Origin of the sequence: Leptospira paudalimensis, from assembly GCF_026151345.1 — a bacterium.
GTDB classification, from domain to species: domain Bacteria; phylum Spirochaetota; class Leptospiria; order Leptospirales; family Leptospiraceae; genus Leptospira_A; species Leptospira_A paudalimensis.
In genome coordinates, this window is sequence record NZ_JAMQPR010000001.1 from 161,125 (window position 1) to 175,833 (window position 14,709).

Below are 14,709 nucleotides of genomic sequence, written 5' to 3' on the forward strand. Positions count from 1 at the left end.
CCTTTGTTTGGAAAAGATATTTATTGGTATGGTGTCCAAGCAATTTCCCTTTTAGAAACGGGGGAATTGCATTCACCAGATAGGTCTCCTGTTTTTCGGATTGTTGCCTTTCTTTTCTCTCTTATGGGAGTGAGTGAAGATAACCTATTTTACTTTCAATTAGTAACGGTTGTTTGGCTCCTATTTTGTCTTTATCTCTCTCGTTTTTTATTAAAGACACCGATTGACAAATGGAATGTTTTTCCTTCTGCCATGGTTTTTGTTTTGGGTTTTTTATATCCAAAACAAGCCTGGGCTCTTGGATTTCTCTTTCTTAGTATCGCACTATATTTTTCAAAATTGATCTCAAGACCTATCATCAGATGGATTGGTTCATTGATATTTTTAGTTTTTGCTACATGGTTTCACGCGATGGTTGGTGTAATAGGACTTGGAGTTTGGATATTATTCCATCTCCCAAGAAAGTATGATATGATTCTTTTTCTATCTGCTTTGGTTTTACCTCTCTTAGTTAAATCAGAAACAAATGAACGTTTGGTGGTAGATACTAAAACGTTTCCGATCTTTGCAGCCTATGGTATGGTTGGATTTGGGATACTATGGGACTGGATGCGTCTGGTTTTTGGAAAAAATTCCCTGTTGTCCCATGAACCTATTGAGAAAACCATTTCTTTTTTGGGTCTGTTACTTGTTGTACCTATCTTTCATTTTGCCGATATCCAATTTCGGATCCTAATTTCTATACTACTAATTGGCTCTCTATTTACTTTAGGTAATCGCAAAGAAGGATTTATCACACTGATGAGTTTTATATTGTGGGTTACTACCTTAGTCCAATCCCCGCATCTATTTAGTTATCCTTATGAATTGATGTGGAATCCGGGAGAAAAAGCAGCATCCATACCAGACAATGGTTTACTAGTTGCCCACCATGGTTTTTGTGAGTACTATCATTTCCATTTCCGAAGAGACTGTATGTCATGGGAACCAGATGAAAAGGCGATTCGCGAAATGCCATTTCAGACAAAGATTTATCGTCTTGTATATGGAATCAGAATGGAAAACCTTAGAGCAAGTAAGGAGAATGGTTTGGATATTTTTTCTTATATTGAACCTTTAGGTGAGTACCAATTGGTTTTAGAAGACGAATGGAATCATTATATCCATTGGTTGGAAAAAAGAAATTCAAAACTACTTTCTGTGGCCAAGTCTTGGAAAAATCCCTATCGTAAACGACCTAGTTTTATCCAGAGAAAACAAAATTATGGAATTTAGAATCTGGAATCGTTCTTCTTCAGTATTTCCAAAAAAAGTACACAGAAGTGAACTCCGCTTATTTTTAGGAAAACTTTATTTTCAGTGGAAACGATATTTGCGTTGGTTATGCGAACGAAATACATTTGCAACTCATCGTATTCATTCGGACAGTTTGGAAAAAGAGTATCCTATTTCCATCTTCACTCATCATTCTCCCATTTACCGTAAACTGAAAGATGTACCTATGTACTTACAAGAGAACAAAAAAGTAAATCTCTCGATTGCCATAAGTAAGTTAAATGGAATCATATTATCGCCAGGCGAAGTATTTTCCTTTTGGTATCTGGTAGGAAAACCTACGAAAAAAAAAGGATATCTGCCAGGGATGCAATTGAAAAACGGAAGTTTTGTAGAACGAACGGGTGGGGGACTTTGCCAGATGGCAAATTTAATCTATTGGATGACACTACACACACCGTTAACTGTAAAAGAAAGATGGCGCCATAGTTTTGATATCTTTCCAGATTCCAATCGTACACTTCCTTTTGGATCAGGTGCTACATTATCTTATAATTACATTGATTTACAAATCCAAAACACAACAAAACAACCATTTGTCCTCCACCTTTGGATCGACAAAGATGAGTTATATGGTGAATGGAAAACCCAATTAGAGATTCCTTATTCTTATTTCGTGTATGAATCTTACCATGCATTTTGTGCAGAACCGTGGGGTGGTTATACAAGACGAAATACCATTCGTAGGAAGGTAGTTTCCAAAGAAACAAATGGAATGATCGAGGACCAATTGGTGACTGAAAACATCGCTTGGATGATGTATGAACCACTTTTAGAATCTAAGGAAACCAAAGTCTCAACTTCTGGCTAAAATCAATTAAAATGGAAATGGTTCACAAACAAAACAAATGGAATTGGCAATAGAAGGATGATGGATATAAAATGTAGATGGATCTCCGTTTGTATGAGAATATTCCAAATGATTATTCTCATCATTTTCTCGATAGAGGCAGAACCAAAACCAACAGGTCTTCTTGTATTCGGAGAAAAAGAATACAAATCCTCTTATCAAAATGATCCCAATCGAGAGTTAGTCAATTTAGAAACGATTCCTGAGATTCTATTGGATATCAAATATGCAACAACTGATAATTTTACGGGGCAAAAGATTTATAAAGTAGCAAAAGCATTTGCGAGAAAACCAGTGGCCGAAGCCCTACACAATGCCCAAATGGAATTTTTAAAACTTGGTTATTCTATACAAATTTATGATGCCTATAGACCCTACCGAGCAACTGTTACTTTTTATGAAATTATTAAAGATACCCGATATGTTGCCTCACCTAAAACAGGATCAAGGCATAACAAAGGTTGTGCGATTGATCTAACTTTAGTGGATACAAATACAAAACAAGAACTCAAAATGCCAACCAAATATGATTCTTTTGAGAAAGCAGCTTGGGCAGAGGCTCCTGTTGCAGATCCAATTACCAAAAAAAATCGAGATACCCTCATCCAAGTACTATCTCAATTTGGTTTTCGTGTGAACAAAACAGAATGGTGGCATTTTGATTTTTTGGAATGTAATGAATTTGAAGTGTTGGACATTCCGTTTGAAAGATTAGAAGATTAGTTTTATCGAGGAAATAAATGTTACAAAAGTATTTTTTCATTTCGTTATTGCTATTGACTGGTTCCTTGTTTGCCCAATCAGAAGGGATCACTTCCTTTGAAGAAAGTGGATTGTATGGTTTCAAAGACAAAAAAGGCAAAGTAGTCATAAAACCTCAGTACGAACAAACTATGGAATTTACCAAATCGGGTGTGGCCTTTGTGGTTTCAAAAAACAAATGGGTCTGTATCAATACAAAGAACCAACTTTTATTAGAAAGTTTTCTCTATGACAATGGTCCTGACTACATTGTGGAATCGCGAGCACGGTATGTGGAAGAGGGAAAGATGGGGTTTCACAATGAACGTTGTCAAAAGGTCATCGAGGCAAAGTATGATTTTGCCTACCCATTTGAAAATGGATATGCCATAGTATGTAACGGATGTCAGCTGATACCGGAAGGGGAACATAAACGAATCGAGGGAGGTCTTTTTGGGCTGATCGACAAAAAAGGAAAACTAGTCCTACCGATCGAATATGAGGCAATCCTAACCATTGATTCTAGAAAACGAAGTGTGGAAGTGAAACGAACAGGGAAATCGGTGACGGTAAAGTTACAATAGAGGGAACTGGGGTGAATAAAGCGGATTGGTGTACAATTTTAAAATGGATGATTTAAAAGAAAATAAAAGCTAAAATTGACTTCAAAATTTCCTTATTGTGATTCGCACCCACAATCGTTATTTTAGATGCGGTGTCAACACTGGTAAAAAGAAGGAATAATCTTTTTTGCCAATTTGGATCAATCCAAATGTTTCACCTTGAGTTTCTAGAAAGATTTTTCCAAAGAACCATCCTTTTTTTGTGTTACAAGTTTTGATCGAATTGAATTCGATTGGAATATGAGTTGGCTCGCTAAAGGCTGGATTCCGTAACAAATGAAACCTTTTATTTGTTAAAACGAATAACCATTTTCCTGCAGTGTAGCGTTTCTGTTTGGTTTCCAGAATGCTTATGGTATAACCATCGACGATTTCATCTTCCTCTAAGAATTGGTGGAGGATTTTGAACTCTGGAACGTAAAGGTATAAAATATCAATGTTGAGATGAGGAAGGTGAGAGATGAGGGAAAGTATTTGAGATTTGACTGTGTTTTCGCTTAACATGTAGGATTCCTTGGTATTTGTTTTCCATTACTCTATTGAATCTACGATGATTGTTTGTAGTAAGAATATTTCTCAATCAAACACACAGAATCATGAAAAAGTTTTTACTCCATTCCATGACCTGCGTGCTATTAGTTGGCTATACTGCGTTAACGACTAAATCTCCACCAGCTTTTACTTCGCCAGCTTCGTTTTTTGCTTCTACAAGTACGGTTACTGTTTTTTTACCATCTTTTTCAAATTTCTTTTTGATGGTTCCCACAATTGTGAGTTTTTCGCCGAGTTTTGTCATAGCTTTGAATGTCACACCAAAATAAGCGATGTCTTTTTGGTCAGCCCAAGAAGTACAAAGTCTTCCCACTTGTGCCATCACATACATACCGTGTGAGATGGTTCCATCGAGTCCTGCTTTTCTTGCGAAATCAGGGTCGTTATGGATTGGGTTAAAATCTCCAGATGCTCCCGCATAACGAACTAAATTTGCATGTTCGATCACAGGGATATCGAGTGGAGGAAGAGTTTGACCAACTTCTACTTTATCAAATTGAATTTTTGCCATAGTTTACCTCCTTGGAATTAATCCTTACGAATGAAAATCGCCATCTCTGCTGAAAGGATAGGATCTTCTTTTTCATCATAGATTGTTGTTTTGAAAGTTACAATTTCTGCTCTTCCCACTTTTACGTCGGAGATTTCAGATTGTGCGTACACTTTGCCCGGATAAAGGATTTTGTGGTACGTATATTCTTCTTTCAAGTGAAGGATTTTGGAAAGGTCGATACCGAGTTCCGCCATATCGTTCCAAATTTTTGGGTAACCCCAAAACATGATGACAGTAGGGAAAGTAGGGGGAGCGGGAACATCAGAGTATCCTGCTTTTTTTGCTTCTTCTACGTCAAAATAGATTGGGTTTTTTTCGTTGATGGCGAGGCAAAATTCTTTAATTTTTCCTCGTTCCACTGTGAAATCAAAACGATCTAGTTTTTTTCCAACTATATCTTTTGTTATTGCCATTGGCATTTTCTCCTTAGTGTTTGTCGATCCATGCAACTAACTCTTTAAAGACGAGAGCTCTGTCTTTAGGAAGTTCGTTCATGGTTTCATGGTATAAATCATCAAAAAGTCTCATGGTTTTGTCTTTTGAGGCGACACGTTCAAATGCATCCACAGTTCCTTCTGGAAGAGCAATTTGATCTTCTTTTCCATGGAACATATAGATTGGAACTTTGATTTTCTCTGCAGATTCCAAAGCAAGTGTGTAACAGTTAAGAAGGTAATCACCAAGATACGTACATACATTTCCATGTACGAGTGGGTCTTTGACATAGGCATCCACAATTGATTTGTCACGTGAAATGAGGTTCACATTGAGTCCCGTTGGGATGGTGAGAGTTGGCAAAGCTTTTGCTAAAAAACCACCTGCTGCTTTTTTAATGTCCATCACAAGGTCAGTTTTGACTTTGATGGGAAGGGCGCTACAAATGTAAGCATCCAAATCATTTTGGTAGTTGTCAGTCGCTGTATAAAGAAACGTAACCGCAGCACCCATTGAGTGTCCAAGTAAGGTAACTTTACTGACACCTTCGTTTTGTTTGGCGATATCAATGAGTTGTTTTAAGTCTGCAAAAAAATCAGAAAAATGGGTAATGACACCTCGGCGTCCATCGGATTTACCATGGCCTCGGCAGTCGATGAGGTAAATGGCATAATTACGTTCCGCCATTGCTTCTAACAAAAAATTGTAACGTCCGCCGTGTTCCCCAATCCCATGGTGGACAACGAGCACACGTTTGACTCCTGACTTAGGTCGGTAGATCTGGTAATAAATTTTACCACCATCTTTGTTTAGAAAGGTAGACTCCACGCGGGAGTAGGCTTGTTCCCAATTACTCATAGATGTCAAGGATGGATGATGGAAACCTAAAAAGAAACAACTTTTCCTATTCTTAGGAAACCTGTTTTGCAAACTGGTTCCAAATGCGAAAGATCCTAACCTTCGCCCCCATCCTTTGTTTTTGTCTCATTCAGTGTTTGAACAAATCGGAATCCCGTTTCCCAGTGGATTTGGTTTTGGAATTAAAAAATGCTAAGTCCAAATTCAAAATCGGAACAGACAATCGCACATACCATTGGAAAAAAAATCCAGGTAGGCAAAGTGGCCTTCCTCTTTCTCGAAAATGGGAAAATACGCAAATCACCTTCAATACAAACAAAGAGATTTTTTTAAACCATTCCCTTGATGCCATTTATTTCCCACCAGGCCAAGAATACCAATTTACCCTTCCAAAAGGGAAATACAAATTTTCATCACTTGTTGGTTTGTTAGGCGAAAAAGAATTCCAACCCTCTGTCTCCGGAAAATTGAAATTATATACCCAGTCCCAAATCCTCGAAGAATGGGATTTTACTGGCGCCGCTAAAGAACAATGGAATAAGAAGGAAACGTTAGTTACACTCGAAGGTGATTTACGTCTCGTTTGGGAAAGTAAAGATAGTGATTTGTATATCGGCGAACCTTTGTTATACCCATGGGAATGGTTAGATACACTGGTTTCCGCTCAAAAACCTAAGTCTGTAATTCTCATTGTCATTGACTCTGCAAGGAAGGATTTTATTGGAGCATACGGATTTCGCCATTCCGTAACTCCTAACATTGACCAGATGGCAAAAGAATCAGTGTTTTTTGAAAATCCTTTTGCCAATGGAAATTGGACAAAACCTTCCATGATGTCTTTTTTCCATTCCGAATATTCATCTAACCTTGGTTTGGGGAATTCATGGTTTTCGACAAAACCATACCAACGAAAAGTGTATTACGGTAAAAAAAGAGATAATTTAGCAAAAACCTTTCGGGAAGCTGGTTATTATTCAAAGACCATTATGAATAATGTTTTCTTTTTGGATTATACAACTGTGGGTTTGGATTTGGGGTTTCACAATTCCTACCAAGTAGGGATGGACATTGTGGATACAGAAATTCTCACAAACCATGCGATTGAGTTTGTGACTGAAAAAAAAGACATCCCATATTTTTTGCACTTTAATTTGAACACTCCACATGCATCCTATTCACCTCCTCCAGAAGATATGAAGGTAGTGAGAAGTATTATCCCTGATTCGGAATTTTTTCGATATGAATCTCCCGTGCAACGTTACTTAGGTGAAATGCATTATACGGACAGGGAAATTGGCAGGTTAGTAAGAAAATTGAAAGAACTTGGAACCTATGATGAAACGATGATCATTGTAACTGGGGACCACGGGGAACTCTTTAGTCCAGAACATGATTATAGTTACCACTTCATCATGCAAACAAGGTTTGGCCATGGGGAAACTCATTATGATGAAGAAATCAATGTGCCATATTTTATCAAACTGCCTAAGTCCATTGTCGATAACATAGGAAAGAACTCACAAATTCGAATTTCAGGCCAGTCTTCTCTATTATCATTAGCACCTACCATATTAGGATTTTTGGATTTATTGCCTAAAAATTCGACTTACCAAGGTGTCGATTATGCATCATGCATTCGAAACTCGACTCCTTGTCCCAAGGAGACCTATATTTATACAGAGGGACGAATGTCAGAATCTGTTAGAACTGAGAATTATAAATACATTCGCAGGTATCCTGGATTTACGACTGTTAGGCGAACTTCCGCAGGTGAACCTCATACCATGGCAGAAGAACTTTACGACTTAAAACAAGATCCTAAGGAGTTACGAAACTTAAGTCTTGGAACAGAAGGGGAAATTCTTTTGCAACAAGCAAGGGCGGACTTCCGTAATGAAAATTTTCTCAAACGGAATGGACTTCGGATTTGGATCCCTCCTTGTGAGGAAACTGTCTGTCGTGATTTTATGTCAATGAGTGTACAAGGTTCTGTTTATGATTGGGTTGCACCTCCGACAGTGCAAATCGCTTCTGGTTCTGCCAAAACAATTTCCGTAACAAAAGAATCGAAGGATCGTAAGGGTTCCAATGCCTCATCCAAAGAACCAAAACAAGATCTGTCTGAAGAAATCATTCTGAGGACAGTGAACCCCGAACTCGGTGCCTACTTCCAATTCACACGGAATGGAAAAACGATCCCTGTTCGTTTTGGAAAGTATGGATTGGAATTCCAAAAGTCAATGACTCATATCGAAGACTTAATCGTATCGGAACGACAACCTGATGGTCTGTACGCATCACCACTTCCATGGGTTTACAACGATGGAGCTTTCAGTGGATCAGGTGAGTCGGAAGTACAAAAAGAGATGGGAAAGGAAGTGAAAAAAATATTAGAAACCTGGGGATACATTCACGAATAATTGCTCGTAGAGAATATGGCATTTTCCTTAGTCTAATTACACAGTTCTATGAAAGATACTTTTATCGCTCCTCGTTTTGAATTTCCTGTTGCTTTGGGATTGGATTTGGGTTTTCCCATTCTCACAAAACTTTTGTTTAACTTAGATGGAGTGGTGATTTCCAAAGAAGATGAACTTCGTCTGAAAGAAACAAAAGACAAACGAGTTGTGTATCTTTTTAACCAACCCACGGATATGGAATCCATCATCGCTTACCAAGTTGCCAATTCAATTGGAACAAGATTTCATTATATGGCATCACGTAGTATTTTCAATTGGGGATTTGGAATTGTTGGTGAACTCATCAAACGTGTTGGAGCATTTTCTGTATTACATGGAAGTTCCAATCGAAAGATGATTCGAACCACCAAACAAATATTATCCGAAAATGGCGGAAAACTTGTTATGTATCCTGAAGGGATCATGTCAGGAGAAAATGATAATTTGGTTTCCTTTTTACCGAGTACAGCACAACTCATATATTGGGGATTGGAAGAAGCCAAAAAAAAAGATCCACATGCTGAACTTTTTTTACAACCAACCTTTGTGAAATATAAAATTTCCGGCACACGAGATTCCATCTTAAAAGACATTGAAACATCTTTATCACGGATCGAACGTAAGTTAAAATTATACCCAGGTGGGAGGACGGTTCTTCGCAGATTTTTGACTGTGGGTCGTGTAATGTTAGAAGAAACGGAATTTGAACTTGGGATCCCAAAATCAGAAATCAATGGAAAGGATTTTGACTATCGATTGGGAAGGGCAAGGCACACTGCTCTGAACTTGGCAGGCCAAATTTTACATATCAAATTCCAAGATTCAGACAATGCCATCCAAAAGATCCGAATTTTATTCCATGCTTTGGACCGAATTGATGCGGGCATTCCATTGGAATCTACCCCAAAACACCTAACGGATCAAAATATCCGCCGAGCCAAACAATTGGTAGAGACTGCCTATGCATTTCTCATCACCCAGCCCAAAAATCTCATCCAATGGCCATCTGCAGAACGACTCATGGAGTGGATATGTAGTTTTGAAAGGCATATATTCGGAAAATCAGAAATGAGAGCCAAAAAAGCGTATGTTTACGCATCACGTTCCATTCCGCTTGCTCCTTATTTTGAAAAATACAAAACAAACAAAAAAGATAGTTATCATTTGTTGCTTGGTGATATCAGAAAGGAAATGGAAAAACTGATGGAACGTGGAAAAAAGGAAAGTGAACCTTTGGTTCCACCTTATTCAGTAGGACTTGATTTACAAATTGGTTAATCGAGAACGAGTGTGATTTCTACCCTTCTGTTTTTGTGACGATTTTCTTCTGAGTCGTTTGGAACAATAGGTAAATCATCGGCATACCCTCGAAAAGAAATTTGTTTTTCATCCATTTTGTAATTATCAACTAATGAATGTAAAACGGACTTTGCCCTCTCCTCAGATAATTTTTGATTGTACTCTTTTTTTCCAATATTGTCCGTGTGACCAGAAACTCTGATTTCACGATCGGGGTATTTTTTTAAAATTTCTGCAATTTTGGCAACTGCGGATTCTGCATCTGGTTTTAATTTGCTATCATTAAAATCAAATAAAATGGAATCCAATGAAAACACGATCCCATCTTCCGAAGTACGCACTTTTACAGGCAATTGGTCTGCAATTTTGTTTGGGTCTTCACTTTCCGTAACGGGAGTGGAAAGAGAATTTGGATCTGGATTTTGATTCCCTGGTCGATACGAAGGTCCAGTTGGAACACCATTTGGGTATCCATCTTTTGTATAACCTACAATCAAATCATTTAGGATATCTTCGCGAATGGACTCTTTATCTTTTGCATTCACTTGGTTCCGTAAAAAATAAACTCCTTTGATATGAAAGTTTGCTTCTTGGACTGTGCCATTTGGATATATGAAGGTATAAGAAAGTTTAACTTCTTTGAATTCAGGCACACCTTTGGTTGCATTGAAAAAAACAGTTCCTGTTGCAAAACCAAATATCTTATAAGGAACGTTAGGTGCCATCTTATCTGATTCAGATTTTGTATAAAAAATAGGGTAAGTGTAAGTGATTTTTTCACAATTACCTGAATAGTTCCCTTCTTTCCATGGAAAAATTCCTTGGAAGGTATATTCGGGTGTGACTTTGACTCGGATACGTTCACTAGAAAAGTCAAAGGACTCTTCTGCAGGTAATTTCCAAACATCGGATACGGAAACCGCATTTTCAGGGAAGGAAGGAAAACTACGAAGGTTTGGCATGATAAATTCGTTTGGTACTTCATAACGACCATTTCGAAAGAGTGTAAAATCGGATAAAAATTCTTTGTCCTTCCAAAATGGACCTGAAGTTTTACCATACCTCATATAAGTATCAAACCAAGCATTCACCAAACAAGAGTCATGCGAACATTGTTTGGTTTTCATCACAACTCGGTTTTTATCTTCTCGTTCAACGGTTTTTGTTCCTACACGAAAGAAAACATCATGGTATTCATTCAGTTCCAATACTTGGTTATTGGTCCATTTCCACTGGAACTGGGTTTTTTCAGGCGGGCCTGCAAACAATTCCAAGAATGGTAGGATTGTTACAAAACAAATGAGGATCGAATGGCCTTTGGTCTTCACTTTGCAAAGATCGGGGTTTTTTTCGAAAAACTGAGAGGGGTTTTGGAAAAAACAACGGGTTTTTGCGATTGACGGAGGATTGAATTTGGGCTTTACCTGATTTACGATGAAAAACCTTTCTCTGCTTTTTTACATTTTGATTACAATTAATTTTGTCGCATGTAAGGACAAACAAACCCTTAAAGTGGCTGGATCAGAAACCATGAATAGTATGATGCGATTTTTGGGTACTGAATATGAGAAGGTCAATTCAAATGTTCGTGTAACAGTCGAAGGTGGTGGTTCGGAATCTGGAATTGACCGATTACGAAAGGGAGAAATTGATATGGCAGTTTCTTCTCGAGCACTGAACCAAGCTGAGTATGATGATTTACGAAAAACTGGAAACCTGGAAATTGTACGTCTAGCTTACGACGGTGTGGCTATTGTTGTGAATCCAAACAATCCTGTTTCCAAACTCCACCTGGTGCAAACATCTGATATTTTTTCTGGGAAAATCAAAAACTGGAAAGAAGTAGGAGGCCAAGATGCACCTATTTCCATCGTAATTCGAAATGACAAATCTGGTACACAAGACTACTTTCAAAATCATATTCTAAAAAGAAGGGATTTGGGTGATAAAGAATTTAATACCTATAAATCCAATGTGTTTTCACCCAATGCTAAAATTGTGAAGGACAATGCTGAAATGGCAAAGTACATCCAAGAAAATCCAAATAGCATCGGTTATATGGGAATGGGTTCTGCTCTTGTGGATCACAAAGATAAGTTAAAAGCACTTGAGTATGCAAAAACATCATCAAAAGATGAACCTTATGTGACTCCATCCATTCGTAATGTTTATGATCGTAAATACAAACTAGCTCGTGAACTATTTATCATCTATAAAACAGACCAAGGTGATAAAATAGATGCCTTCGTGACGTATCTCACAAGCGAACAAGGGCAGGTGGCTGTGTTACAATCAGGGTATCTAAGGTCTTCGTTGCCCGAAGTGGAAGTTTCTGCAGAGCCAGTGAAATAGGGGTAGGTAATAACCTCTCAAATTAAAATACGAAACCAAATCGTTCCATACGGTCAGCAATGTTTAGCTGACCGAAATCTGTATCTTATTTACAAAATTCATTCTACGTTTTCCTTTTTTATCCTTTGTTAAAAAGGAGTTTCCACTTGGAAGGTGCTTTTATTTGATTTCGACTTAATTGGAAAACTGGAACGGGTGTGCCTACACCCTTTAAGGTTGCCTTTTGTTTGCGAAAGTAATAACCATGTTGTTTGACTAAATCTTCCGGTCCTGTAGCATTCCAAACCGATTCGCTTAACCAGACTTCTCCTGATTTTGCAAGTCCTTGGACACGAGCTGCAATATTCACTGATTGGCCAAAGTAATCGAGTCGTTCATCATTCACGACTGCTAAAGCAGAACCTTCATTGAGGCCTACTTTCAGCCCAATTTCATAACCTTCTTTTTTCCATTCTAGGTTCATCAATTCAATGCGCCGCATCATTTCAAGGGCTGCTAATAGTCCTTCTGTAGGAGTGGAAAAAGTTGCCATGATGGCATCTCCCATGGTTTTAACAATGGCACCTTTGTACTTTCGCACAATCTCTGTTAGGATACGAAAATGTTCCTGAACCAATTTATAGGCAAAGATGTCACCTGCTGTGTCATACATTTCTGTAGAACCTTTTAAGTCTGTGAACATGATCGTCAGTGATTTCACATTCAAGTTTAAATCTGGTGAAAGTTTTTGGATACGAAACAAATCCCGAAAGGACTGGTTATTAAGTAACATCTTCGCTGTGAGAAACTGATGCCGAATGGTTGGGTAGGAATTGGCAATCCTTTCAATTTCTTTAGGATTGGGTGTTAATACATTGAGTCCCACTGTAAACCGAGTGCGGTTATGGATCGTAAAATGGTGATGGCCAGCGGGAATAGTTACCATATTTGGTTTCATACCACTTTCCATTAAGTCAACCAAGTAAGATTGATTGTTAGGTGGTAAATTGGGATCAACAGAAAATAAACACATTGTGTTTCTGTCGATGCTTACAAATTGAATGAGATGACCTTGGAGTTCACCATACTTTGCATCATATTCAAAACTATAGGATCCATCAGGGATTAGTTTCGTATAGTCTTTGATTGAAGATTGGATCCAGTCTTTTAGTTCAGTTGATTTATCAAAATTTTCGGAAAAAAAATAACGAAAGTAATTTGTAACATCAACAAAGGGATCAATTTGATGATTTTGTAACGATGGATGGATTTGAAAGGCAACTTCTACTTGGTCATCTAGAAGAGTTGGAACAACGATATTACAAGATACACAATGAAATTCTTTTCCTTCGATTTCATCTAATTTGTGATGGCTGTGAACAATTCCACCACACATTGGGCAAATCAAATTATAAGCAAAATCGAATAATCCAACCTTTGCAGCATGTACAAAAAAATCTACGGAATCGTTTTCGTCTAACTTATGATCTGTGGCAAATTTGAGAGGATTCACTCTCAGTAATTTCCAATCATCGGAATGGTGAACAAAATTTTCTGCTATTTTTAAAATTTCATGTTTGATTGTTGGAAACGATTTGAGTGTATCAAATTTTTGTTTTACAATTGCATCTTTCACTCAGTTCCCTCTAACTTCGCAACATACGGTAAATTTCTATATTTCCCTTGGTAATCTAATCCATAACCAACCAGGAATTCATCCTCAATGATAAAACCTGGATAATCCACAATGATATGTGGATTTGCCTTTTTTTGTTTCCAAAAGAGTGCTGCTACTTTTAGATCTTTTGGATTTTGTTTTTGGACTTCTGTGAGTAAATATTCTAATGTTTTTCCTGTATCGACGATGTCCTCCACTAACAAAATTGATTTGTTTTGAACTGATTTTTTGAGTTGTTTGGTGATTTTTAAGTCTCCAGAAGAAGTTCCGTCCCCGTAGGATGACGCGGCCATAAAGTCTACTTCATGTGGGATCAGAATGTCACGACAAAGATCCGCGGTAAAAATGAACCCTCCATTGAGAATTCCAATGACAACCAGGTCTTTGCTTAAAAAATCTCTAGAAATTTCCCGTGCCAATTCTTCGACACGGTGATGGATTCGTTCTTCTGAATAGAGTGGTTTCATTCTTTTCCTATTTGCCCAGGGATCCAGAATACTACTAATTGGCAACTTCCCCAACTAAGATTTTTCCAAGAATCGTCAGAAAAACTGAGTCCGAGAAAGGATGCTGTCGGGAATTTATGGAAAAGGGATTGTTCTTTGTCTCCCAAAACGAGGGCAGAGCCAAATGCTTCCAAACTTGGATTGTGTCCCACTAGGCAAACAGAACGAGTGCTAGATGATAATCCATGCAAAACAAACATTAGATCTTCTTTGTCTGCATCATATAATTTTTCACTGATTTCGGGTTTGGGAAATCGAAGGATTTCCTTACGAAGTGAGGAGTAAGTTTTTAAAGTTCGTTCTGCAGGTGAGACCAAACATTGGTCAAACTCAAATCGACTTTCTTTTAAATAGTCACGTAGTGCTTTTGATTGGATTCGACCTCTTCTGGACAAAGATCGATCTAAGTCCGTATCGTAAGGTTCATCCCATTCAGACTTAGCATGCCTGAGTAAATAGATATGTTTCATACGAATAGTGTATTTGAAA

15 protein-coding genes are annotated in these 14,709 nt (G+C 37.8%); 7 read left to right on the forward strand and 8 right to left on the reverse strand.

Annotated features, from left to right (window positions below):
* Window positions 1-3: 3 nt before the first annotated feature.
* From ND855_RS00830 to ND855_RS00845, 4 genes are all read left to right on the forward strand, one after another.
* Complete coding sequence (locus ND855_RS00830) at window positions 4-1,275, forward strand: hypothetical protein (RefSeq protein ID WP_265356762.1); 1,272 nt, start codon at window positions 4-6, stop codon at window positions 1,273-1,275.
* Window positions 1,265-2,146 (forward strand): VanW family protein, encoded by an 882-nt coding sequence (locus ND855_RS00835; RefSeq protein WP_265356763.1) that lies wholly within the window; start codon window positions 1,265-1,267, stop codon window positions 2,144-2,146. The genes ND855_RS00830 and ND855_RS00835 overlap by 11 nt, the downstream gene beginning before the upstream one ends.
* Before the next feature lie 93 nt (window positions 2,147-2,239).
* On the forward strand, window positions 2,240-2,908 hold the full coding sequence (locus ND855_RS00840) for a M15 family metallopeptidase (RefSeq protein WP_265356764.1): 669 nt from the start codon (window positions 2,240-2,242) through the stop codon (window positions 2,906-2,908).
* A gap of 17 nt (window positions 2,909-2,925) precedes the next feature.
* The gene (locus ND855_RS00845) at window positions 2,926-3,510 is read left to right on the forward strand and encodes a WG repeat-containing protein (RefSeq protein WP_265356765.1); all 585 of its coding nucleotides are present in this window, start codon (window positions 2,926-2,928) and stop codon (window positions 3,508-3,510) included.
* 117 nt (window positions 3,511-3,627) lie between these two features.
* Here ND855_RS00845 and ND855_RS00850 read toward each other — a convergent pair whose 3' ends face one another.
* The 4 genes from ND855_RS00850 to ND855_RS00865 all read right to left on the reverse strand — a co-directional run bounded on the left by ND855_RS00850 (window position 3,628) and on the right by ND855_RS00865 (window position 5,947).
* The gene (locus ND855_RS00850) at window positions 3,628-4,053 is read right to left on the reverse strand and encodes a PH domain-containing protein (RefSeq protein WP_265356766.1); all 426 of its coding nucleotides are present in this window, start codon (window positions 4,051-4,053) and stop codon (window positions 3,628-3,630) included.
* Between the two features lie 139 nt (window positions 4,054-4,192).
* On the reverse strand, window positions 4,193-4,612 hold the full coding sequence (locus ND855_RS00855; protein ID WP_100725826.1) for a MaoC/PaaZ C-terminal domain-containing protein: 420 nt from the start codon (window positions 4,610-4,612) through the stop codon (window positions 4,193-4,195).
* A gap of 17 nt (window positions 4,613-4,629) precedes the next feature.
* Complete coding sequence (locus ND855_RS00860) at window positions 4,630-5,067, reverse strand: FAS1-like dehydratase domain-containing protein (RefSeq protein WP_265356767.1); 438 nt, start codon at window positions 5,065-5,067, stop codon at window positions 4,630-4,632.
* Window positions 5,068-5,080: 13 nt separating this feature from the next.
* On the reverse strand, window positions 5,081-5,947 hold the full coding sequence (locus ND855_RS00865; protein WP_265356768.1) for an alpha/beta hydrolase: 867 nt from the start codon (window positions 5,945-5,947) through the stop codon (window positions 5,081-5,083).
* 83 nt (window positions 5,948-6,030) lie between these two features.
* On the opposite strand from ND855_RS00865, the gene ND855_RS00870 reads away from it, so the two are divergent.
* A complete protein-coding gene (locus ND855_RS00870; protein ID WP_265356769.1) occupies window positions 6,031-8,367 on the forward strand; it encodes a sulfatase in 2,337 nt (778 codons plus the stop codon).
* Window positions 8,368-8,415: 48 nt separating this feature from the next.
* A complete protein-coding gene (locus ND855_RS00875; protein WP_265356770.1) occupies window positions 8,416-9,684 on the forward strand; it encodes a lysophospholipid acyltransferase family protein in 1,269 nt (422 codons plus the stop codon).
* On the opposite strand, the gene ND855_RS00880 is transcribed toward ND855_RS00875, so the two are convergent.
* Window positions 9,681-11,033, reverse strand: coding sequence for an OmpA family protein (locus ND855_RS00880; RefSeq protein ID WP_265356771.1), 1,353 nt, complete (start codon window positions 11,031-11,033; stop codon window positions 9,681-9,683). The two genes, ND855_RS00875 and ND855_RS00880, sit on opposite strands and share 4 nt — an antisense overlap.
* 106 nt (window positions 11,034-11,139) lie before the next feature.
* Here ND855_RS00880 and ND855_RS00885 point away from each other — a divergent pair, with 106 nt between their 5' ends.
* On the forward strand, window positions 11,140-12,057 hold the full coding sequence (locus ND855_RS00885; RefSeq protein ID WP_265356772.1) for a phosphate ABC transporter substrate-binding protein: 918 nt from the start codon (window positions 11,140-11,142) through the stop codon (window positions 12,055-12,057).
* 118 nt (window positions 12,058-12,175) lie between these two features.
* Here ND855_RS00885 and ND855_RS00890 read toward each other — a convergent pair whose 3' ends face one another.
* Genes ND855_RS00890 through ND855_RS00900 form a run of 3 tightly spaced genes read right to left on the reverse strand, consistent with a single transcriptional unit; the run spans window position 12,176 to window position 14,690 of the window.
* Window positions 12,176-13,672 carry an adenylate/guanylate cyclase domain-containing protein gene (locus tag ND855_RS00890; RefSeq protein ID WP_265356773.1) on the reverse strand — a complete coding sequence of 499 codons (1,497 nt, stop codon included), beginning with the start codon at window positions 13,670-13,672 and terminating at the stop codon, window positions 12,176-12,178.
* Window positions 13,669-14,181: a hypoxanthine phosphoribosyltransferase gene (gene hpt, locus ND855_RS00895; RefSeq protein ID WP_265356774.1), complete on the reverse strand. Its 513-nt coding sequence runs from the start codon at window positions 14,179-14,181 to the stop codon at window positions 13,669-13,671. The genes ND855_RS00890 and hpt overlap by 4 nt, the downstream gene beginning before the upstream one ends.
* A complete protein-coding gene (locus ND855_RS00900) occupies window positions 14,178-14,690 on the reverse strand; it encodes a SixA phosphatase family protein (protein ID WP_265356775.1) in 513 nt (170 codons plus the stop codon). The genes hpt and ND855_RS00900 overlap by 4 nt, the downstream gene beginning before the upstream one ends.
* Window positions 14,691-14,709 lie beyond the last annotated feature (19 nt).